The organism is Microbacterium sp. (assembly GCF_030149085.1).
Lineage (GTDB): Bacteria > Actinomycetota > Actinomycetes > Actinomycetales > Microbacteriaceae > Microbacterium.
This window is the reverse complement of record NZ_JASBSF010000056.1, coordinates 1-6867: the sequence shown is the minus strand read 5'-3', so window position 1 is coordinate 6867 and position 6867 is coordinate 1. Positions and strand designations below refer to the sequence as shown.

The following is a 6867-nucleotide window of genomic DNA, read 5'->3' as shown; positions in this document are numbered from 1 at the left end:
GACCGGCCGCGGTCGAGGTACTGGGCTTCGAGAACGCCAATGCGTTCGGTGACGGTTCTATTGAATGCGCGCAGCTCCGCGCGGGCGAGAACAGGATCAGGCGGGATCGAACTCATATGTCTGACTATAGTCAGACAATCCTTCGATTCGAGGTCTGAATGAGGAGCCACCTCACGTTCTGGGGCGCTGCGTCGTCCTGAATGATGAGAGCGTGCGTCCTGGTCGTGACGGCGCGGACGAGGAGAGATCATGCGCATCGCCGTTGCAGGTGGAACCGGAACGGTGGGTCACCACATCGTCGAGCAAGCGACGAGAGCCGGGCACGAGGTCGTCGTGCTCTCGCGCTCGAACGGCGTCGATCTGGTGGCAGGCGACGGCGTGCGAGCCGCTATCGAAGGAGCGGATGCTGTCATCGACGTCGCATCGATCCAGACGCTATCGGCCCGAGCATCTCGCGAGTTCTTCGGGGCGGTGACTGAGAACCTGCTCGCGGCTGCCCGCGGCGCCGACGTTCACCACGTCGCGCTGTCGATCGTGGGTGCGGCGCAGGCTCCCCACGGCTACTACGCGGGCAAGTTCCTGCAGGAGCAGCGGGTGGCGGCATCCGCCGGGCACTGGTCGATTCTGCGGGCGACGCAGTTCCACGAGTTCGCCGTTCAGGTGCTCGCCCAGGCGAAGGTCCTCGGCGCACACCTCGTGCCGCGGATGCGCTCGCAGCCGGTGGCAGCTGCAGAGGCTGCTGCGGCTCTGCTGCAGATCGTCGAGAGCGGAGCCCACGGCGACGCGCCCGACCTTGCGGGTCCGCGCGAGGAGCGGATGGCCGACCTCGCCCGCAGGTACCTGCGCCAGATCGGATCGAAGGCGCGGGTGTTCGAAGTGCGTCTGCCGGGCGGGTTGGGTACGGCGATGGCGAACGGCGGATTGCTGCCGGGACCCGACGCGCGCCTCGGGTCGCAGACATTCTCGGACTGGCTGGATCAGTACGGTGGCTCCGGGAGAACCGATGAGTGATCAGACCGTCGACGACGAGGCGATCGCCGAGCGCCGTCACCTCGTCTCGCTGGCGTTCCGGATGCTGGGCACGATCGCCGAGGCCGAGGATGCCGTGCAAGAGACCTACGTGCGCTGGTACCGCCTCTCCGATCAGGAGCGGGCGTCGATCGTGTCGCCGCGCGCATGGTTGACCCGCGTGGCTGGCAGGGTCTGCATGGACATGCTCGGGAGCGCGCGGGCGCGCCGCGAGAACTACGTCGGCGAGTGGCTACCTGAGCCGGTTCCGGTGACGGCATTTGCAGATCCCCGTGGATCCGCCACTGCTGACGCGCGGGACCCGCTTGACCGCGTGAGCCTGGACGAATCGGTCTCCAGCGCGCTCCTGACAGTGCTGGAATCGATGACACCGGCAGAGCGCGTGGTCTTCGTGCTGCACGAGGTGTTCGCGGTGCCCTTTCGCGAGGTCGCTGAGGTGGTCGGCAGAACGGATGCCGCGTGTCGCCAGCTCGCGGCATCTGCCCGCCGTCGGGTACAGAGCGCCGTCGCGCGTCGGGTTTCGCGGGAGGAACACGACCGGGTGGTGTGGGCTTTCGCGGCAGCCGCGCAATCGGGTCGGCTCGACGAGCTGGTCGCGGTGCTCGACCCGAAGGTCGTGTTGCGTTCGGATGGCGGCGGACACGTCAGCGCCGCTCGCCGGCCGGTTGTCGGCGCCGACCGCGTCGCCCGATTCCTCCTGGGTATCGCGAACAAGCGCCCCGAGGTGCAGCTCGAACCCCAGCAGACGCCCGATGGGCTGGGTTTCGCCATGTGGCTCGACGCGCGGGTCATCGGCGTCGTGACGCTCGAGGTGGGTGAGGGGAGTGTTCGCGAGGTCAGGCTGGTGTTGAACCCCGAGAAGCTCTCGCTCTGGCCGTGAGATCGACCCACGTGATTGCGAGAGCGAAGACCGCGGCGTACCAGAGCGCCGCAGTACCGAAAGCCGCGTAGCCGACCGCGCCGCCGATCGCGCCGCCCGCAATGGCGAGCCAGAGTGCAAGGGAGCGGAGCCATCCGGTGCGGTCGCCGCCGCGCAGCGCTCCGACGATTCCTTCGCCGATCTTCACGAGCGCGCCCGTCATATAGGTGATGCCGAAAGAGGGCCCGCCGCTCCCACTGAAGACGGTGTTCACGGCTCCGATCGCGAGCGAGAGGCAGACCGCGGTGGGTTACGACCGCCACCAGAGCCGCGCCAGTCACCGCGTTGGCGTCGACCGGGGGAGCGGATGCCAGAGCCGCACCGACGGCGACCAGCACCGCAACGCCGAGCAGAACAAGCCAGCCCCGATCGCGCCGCGGTGATCGGATCGCCGTCCCGGCCATCACACCGACAACAAAGGCGACGATCACCGCGAAACCGAATCCGGCCGCTGCTAGATCGCCCCCGGCAAGCTCGACGCCCGACTGGGTCGTGTTGCCGCTCATGAACGACACGAAATAGCCGCCGAGGTAGATGAAGGCAATGCCGTCGATGTAGCCCGCCAAGACGGCGAGCAGAACGGCGATCGCGAGCCGAGAACGGGGGAGTGAATCGACCACGGCTGGGCGGCATCCTTTCCCCCGCGGGCCATCTCGCGGCGTCAGCCCAGATTATCGGCGGTCTGCTGCCGGTGTCAGTGCTCGCGGATGCTCACGAGGTAGCGCGCCGTTAGTCGCACTCGGTTATCGGGGTCTTCGACGAGCCGCTGGAGCATGCGCGTCGCGTCTTCGCTGTCGATCTCACCGAGCGCCTGTGTGAGTCGGAGTCGAGCCTCAGGGTCACCGGGAGTCGTCAGTGCGGCATCCAGTCGCTTCTCGATGGTCCCGGGATGCGCGCGCGATATGTGCCCGAGCGATTCGGCCGCCTCGACATCGCCGTCGCCCCGAACGATCATCGCGATGAGTTCATCTGCCGCCTCCGGGACTGCCCGCGACCCCAGAGCGAGAGCTGCGCCGGCGCGGATGACCGGGTCGCGGTGGGAGAGAGCGCCGCGCAGGACAGGATCGACATCCGTTCGCTGCGACGCGGCGATCTTGACGAGGGTGGCGACTGCGCGGTGCCGGACCGCACCATCGCCCGCATCGAGGGCGTCGCGCAGTGCGGAAATTGCCGTTGCGTCGGCCGAGCGCGCCAGCGCCCACTGCAGCGCTCCTGCGACGTTCGGGTCATCCTCCGTAAGGACCGCGCCGATCAGCGCCGAGACGATCGGCGGTTCCGCGCTGGCCAGGGCGGCGCGTTGGCGTTGCGAGGCGTCGTCGGATCCCAGCCGTTGCAGCAGCGCCACCGTGTGCAGCACATCGGTCCAGTGCTCGGGTTCGTGGTCTCGCAGCTGCCGCAGCCGCCTCAGCAGTTCCTGCTCTCGGGCGATGGCTTCGACCGTGCCGGCGATCACCCGATCGAGGATGTCGGTGGGCGTTGCTCCGGAGTCCTGCAGGGCGTTCCCAACCTGGCGTAGCGGCATGCCGAGTGATCGCAGCGCCTCGACCTGCAGCAGGCGGCGCAGATCGTCGTCACCGTAGTCGCGGTACCCGGAACTCGTGCGCTCGCTCGGCTGGACCAGTCCGATGCGGTCGTAATGCCGCAGCATCCGTGCGCTCACTCCCGAGAGACGGGAGACCTCACCGATTCTCATCGGGGTGACACCGCCGTCGCATCGTCGGCCGGCTCCGGCGCGTTGCGGAGCGCGACGACCCGCTTCGCCTCGAACACGGCTGCTTCGAAACCCTCGTCGGGGTCGGCGAGGAGTCGCTGGGTCGCGAGCGCATGCATCCGTGCGCTCTCGGTGACGTCTCCCGCGAGAACATGATTGATCGCACGCGATCCCGCCTCTCCGAGGCCGACGAGCGCGCGGCTGAGACTGCGTTGCACCTCAGCGTCGCCTCGACCGAGCTGGCCGGTGAGCGCGTCGGCAAGCGCCGATTCGAGGCCTTCGGGAACGAGCGCGACCGCGGCACGCCACGCGGATCGTGCGACGTCGTCATCCGGATCGGAGAGCACTTCGGGGGTGATCGCCTGCCACCCGGCAGCGACACCGACCTTCGACAGGGTGTGGAGCGCCTGGCTGCGGGCCTGCGGATTCAGGCTGCGCGCCTCGGTCACGAGCAGCTGCACCGTCTGGTCGCTGTCGTGCCGGGTGATCGCCCAGGTGAGGGTGTCACGCACCGCGAAGTCCGGCTCGACCCCGCACCGTGCGATCAGGAGCTCAATGAAGCTCGGATCGGGGCGAGATCCCGCGGTGAGAGCCGCCTGCAGCCGCGTCGATGCCGAGGCATCCCGCAGCAGCGCATCGAGCCGGTCGGCGTTTCGGGTTTCCGTGGTCATGGGCCACCTCCTGACCCCAGTCAAAAGCTTGTCACAGTGACAAGGTCAAGCGCCTGGGTGACCGGCTTCACAGGGATCTCGCCGCCCCGCGTGTTAGCGTCCGGGCATGTCCTCGACAGGCCCCGAGGCTGCACACCCCAGCTCCGACCCCGCGCCATCCGGCTCACTCGAGCGTGAGATCCGTGCCGAGATCGCTGACGCTGAGCGCGAGGACCGCCCGATCAGACGGATGCTGCGCACAGCGCGCGCGTGGGTCGCGCGGCATCCTCGTATCGAGGTCGCCTACCGTGTCGCCGTCGCTCTCGTCGGCACGATCATGACCCTCGGCGGACTCGTGCTCGTTCCACTGCCGGGGCCGGGATGGTTGGTCGTCTTCCTCGGGCTCGCGGTGCTCGGCACCGAGTTCCACTGGGCGCGGAGGCTGTCGGGCTGGGTTAAGCGGATGCTGGACCGGTTCTGGCAGTGGTGGCGTCAGCGTCGCGCGGCTCGTGTCGCTCGCGAAGCTCGCGCAGAATGAGAGCCCAGGCCAGAAGGAACCCCGATTCGTCGAGCCGTCGTCGACGCATCCAGCTCGTGACCTCTGCGTTGCACTTGCTTGCGTTACAGCTGCCGCAGGCCGGAACCACGTTGTCTATGGTGTAGCGGCCGCCGCGCGAAATCGGAAGCACGCAATCCTTCTGGAGGGCAAGACCCGCGCGCCCGCAGTACGCGCACCGTCCCCACGCGTCGCGGATCAGTACCCATTCGACTTCGGTGAGGTCACTACCCGATGCGGCCACACGCCTGGCGCGGCGCCGTGCAACACGGGCACGGCGGGTGCGTGGGACGGCCATGGCATTGACCGTAGTGCCCTCCTACCGCGGCGGCGCGGCGAAACGCGCGCGTCAGCCGGCGGCGCGGTGCACGAGATCGCGCAGGGTGGCTTCCACCTCGTCGGTCACCTCGACAACGGCGAAGGCCGTCGCCCACATCGCGCCGTCATCGAGCAGAGCATCCTCGTTGAATCCGATGCTGCCGTAGCGCGTGTCGAACTTCGACGCCGGCTGGTAGAACACGACGACCTTCCCGTCGCGTGCGTACGAGGGGAATCCGTACCAGGTCTTCGGGTCGAGGTGGGGAGCCTCATCCTGAACGATCCGGTGGAGCAGCTCGGCGACGGCCTTGTCTGTGCCCGTGAGTGCGGCGATGGCATCGACGCACGCCTGGGCTTCCTTCTTCTTTTTGGCCGAGCCCGTTCCGCCCGCCGCCTGCTCGCGCAGTTCCGCTGCGCGCTGCTTCATTGCGTCGCGTTCGGCGTCGCTGAAGCCATCCGCTGAGGTGTCACGCTTGTCGGCCATCGTGGTTCCCTTCTGGTGCCGGTGACACCGAACATACGGGGATCGGGCAGCCCCGCGCTTCTTGATTCCTGCTTGATACGCGGACACCCAGGGGACGTGGTCACAGAAAGCACAGAGGATTTCGTGACCGAATCTCGATCCGACTGGCGCCCGCGTCGAACGTCGGGCGCTGCTAATCTGCCCCGTGGAACCGACCCGATGACGGGATCCAGACACCTGACGGAGTGAACTCGATGCGGAACGTTGTGCGCCAAAACCAGCCCCACCCGATTGGGTCCGACGACAGAGTGCGCACCAACACCCCGGGAAGACGTCTCCTCGGCGCCGTCGCGGTCGTGACGGCATCCGTGTTCGCCCTGGCTGGGTGCTGGGCGACCGCTGACGGTGACGCTGAGGACTCCGCGGTGAGCGGTTCGGTTGTTCCGGTCGTCGACGGCGCACCCGTGTCCGGGTGGGATGTGTCGGTCTGGTCAGCCGGTACGGAGGGCGAGCCGGCGGCGCAGATCGGTTCCACGTCATCCGACCGTGACGGGGACTTCGTCGTCGACCTCGGTTCTGTCTCGCGGGACGACGATCTCGTCTACCTGCTCGCGACCGCCCCTGGCGGTGACGACACGACGATGACCGCAACCTTCGCAGCCATCATCCCCACGGATGCCACGGCGGTCGTCCTCAACGAGCGAACGACTGTCGCAGCGGGCTACGCCCTTGCCCAGTTCACCGGGCCGGAGGGGGTCGAAGGCTCTTCTCCGGGTCTGCCGAATGCCGCGTCGATGTACGCAAACCTCGTGGATGCGCAGACTGGCGACTATGGCGCCGTGCTCACATCGGCACCCAACGGCACGCAGACCGAGGCACTGCCGACGTTCACCTCGCTCACCAACATCCTCAGTGCGTGCGTGCTCGATACCGACGCGTGCCGGGTTCTCGTGGATGCCGCGAGCGCGCGGTCCGACGATCGGCCCGTTGACACGTTCCGCGCGTTCGCGCAGATCGCCCGGGACCCGAGCGCTGCACCCTCTGAGCTGTACGACCTGTCGCTGACCGTGGCCGGCGACCGGCCGGGCCTGATGGCAGCCCCAGCGGCCTGGACTCTCGCGCTGCGCTTCGACGGCGACGGGCAGACCCTCGACGGCCCGGGCAACTTCGCGATCGACCCCGACGGCAACATCTGGGTCAACAACAATTACGAGTACGGCG

General features: G+C 68.0%; 10 protein-coding genes and 1 pseudogene. 5 read left to right on the top strand and 6 right to left on the bottom strand.

The features are described from left to right. Positions 1-249: 249 nt before the first annotated feature. Together Q1V87_RS02330 and sigJ are read left to right on the top strand one after the other, a co-directional pair. Positions 250-1011 carry an SDR family oxidoreductase gene (locus Q1V87_RS02330; protein ID WP_300590691.1) on the top strand — a complete coding sequence of 254 codons (762 nt, stop codon included), beginning with the start codon at positions 250-252 and terminating at the stop codon, positions 1009-1011. Continuing rightward, a complete protein-coding gene (gene sigJ, locus Q1V87_RS02325; protein ID WP_300590690.1) occupies positions 1004-1909 on the top strand; it encodes an RNA polymerase sigma factor SigJ in 906 nt (301 codons plus the stop codon). Before Q1V87_RS02330 ends, sigJ begins: the two co-directional genes overlap by 8 nt. On the opposite strand, the gene Q1V87_RS02320 is transcribed toward sigJ, so the two are convergent. Then, complete coding sequence (locus tag Q1V87_RS02320) at positions 1866-2162, bottom strand: DUF1275 family protein (RefSeq protein WP_300590689.1); 297 nt, start codon at positions 2160-2162, stop codon at positions 1866-1868. The genes sigJ and Q1V87_RS02320 overlap by 44 nt on opposite strands. On the opposite strand from Q1V87_RS02320, the gene Q1V87_RS02315 reads away from it, so the two are divergent. Then, on the top strand, positions 2155-2331 hold the full coding sequence (locus Q1V87_RS02315) for a hypothetical protein (RefSeq protein WP_300590688.1): 177 nt from the start codon (positions 2155-2157) through the stop codon (positions 2329-2331). The genes Q1V87_RS02320 and Q1V87_RS02315 overlap by 8 nt on opposite strands. Here the strand turns inward: Q1V87_RS02315 and Q1V87_RS02310 are convergent. The 3 genes and pseudogenes from Q1V87_RS02310 to Q1V87_RS02300 form a co-directional block, all read right to left on the bottom strand. Next, positions 2281-2568 (bottom strand): annotated as a pseudogene (locus Q1V87_RS02310) (DUF1275 family protein); the annotation flags it as partial. The gene Q1V87_RS02315 and the pseudogene Q1V87_RS02310 sit on opposite strands and share 51 nt — an antisense overlap. A 74-nt stretch (positions 2569-2642) precedes the next feature. After that, on the bottom strand, positions 2643-3641 hold the full coding sequence (locus tag Q1V87_RS02305; RefSeq protein ID WP_300590687.1) for a MerR family transcriptional regulator: 999 nt from the start codon (positions 3639-3641) through the stop codon (positions 2643-2645). Then, positions 3638-4330: a HEAT repeat domain-containing protein gene (locus tag Q1V87_RS02300; protein ID WP_300590685.1), complete on the bottom strand. Its 693-nt coding sequence runs from the start codon at positions 4328-4330 to the stop codon at positions 3638-3640. Before Q1V87_RS02300 ends, Q1V87_RS02305 begins: the two co-directional genes overlap by 4 nt. A 106-nt stretch (positions 4331-4436) precedes the next feature. Here Q1V87_RS02300 and Q1V87_RS02295 point away from each other — a divergent pair, with 106 nt between their 5' ends. Further along, entirely contained in the window at positions 4437-4847 is a 411-nt protein-coding gene (locus tag Q1V87_RS02295) for a TIGR02611 family protein (RefSeq protein ID WP_300590684.1), read from the top strand. Here Q1V87_RS02295 and Q1V87_RS02290 read toward each other — a convergent pair. Then, positions 4765-5163, bottom strand: a complete 399-nt coding sequence (locus Q1V87_RS02290) for an HNH endonuclease (RefSeq protein ID WP_300590683.1) — start codon at positions 5161-5163, stop codon at positions 4765-4767. The genes Q1V87_RS02295 and Q1V87_RS02290 overlap by 83 nt on opposite strands. A gap of 51 nt (positions 5164-5214) precedes the next feature. After that, a complete protein-coding gene (locus Q1V87_RS02285) occupies positions 5215-5667 on the bottom strand; it encodes a hypothetical protein (protein ID WP_300590682.1) in 453 nt (150 codons plus the stop codon). A 287-nt stretch (positions 5668-5954) separates the two neighbouring features. On the opposite strand from Q1V87_RS02285, the gene Q1V87_RS02280 reads away from it, so the two are divergent. Beyond that, positions 5955-6867, top strand: a 913-nt coding sequence (locus Q1V87_RS02280; RefSeq protein ID WP_300590681.1) for a hypothetical protein, incomplete at its 3' end; no start/stop codon positions are given.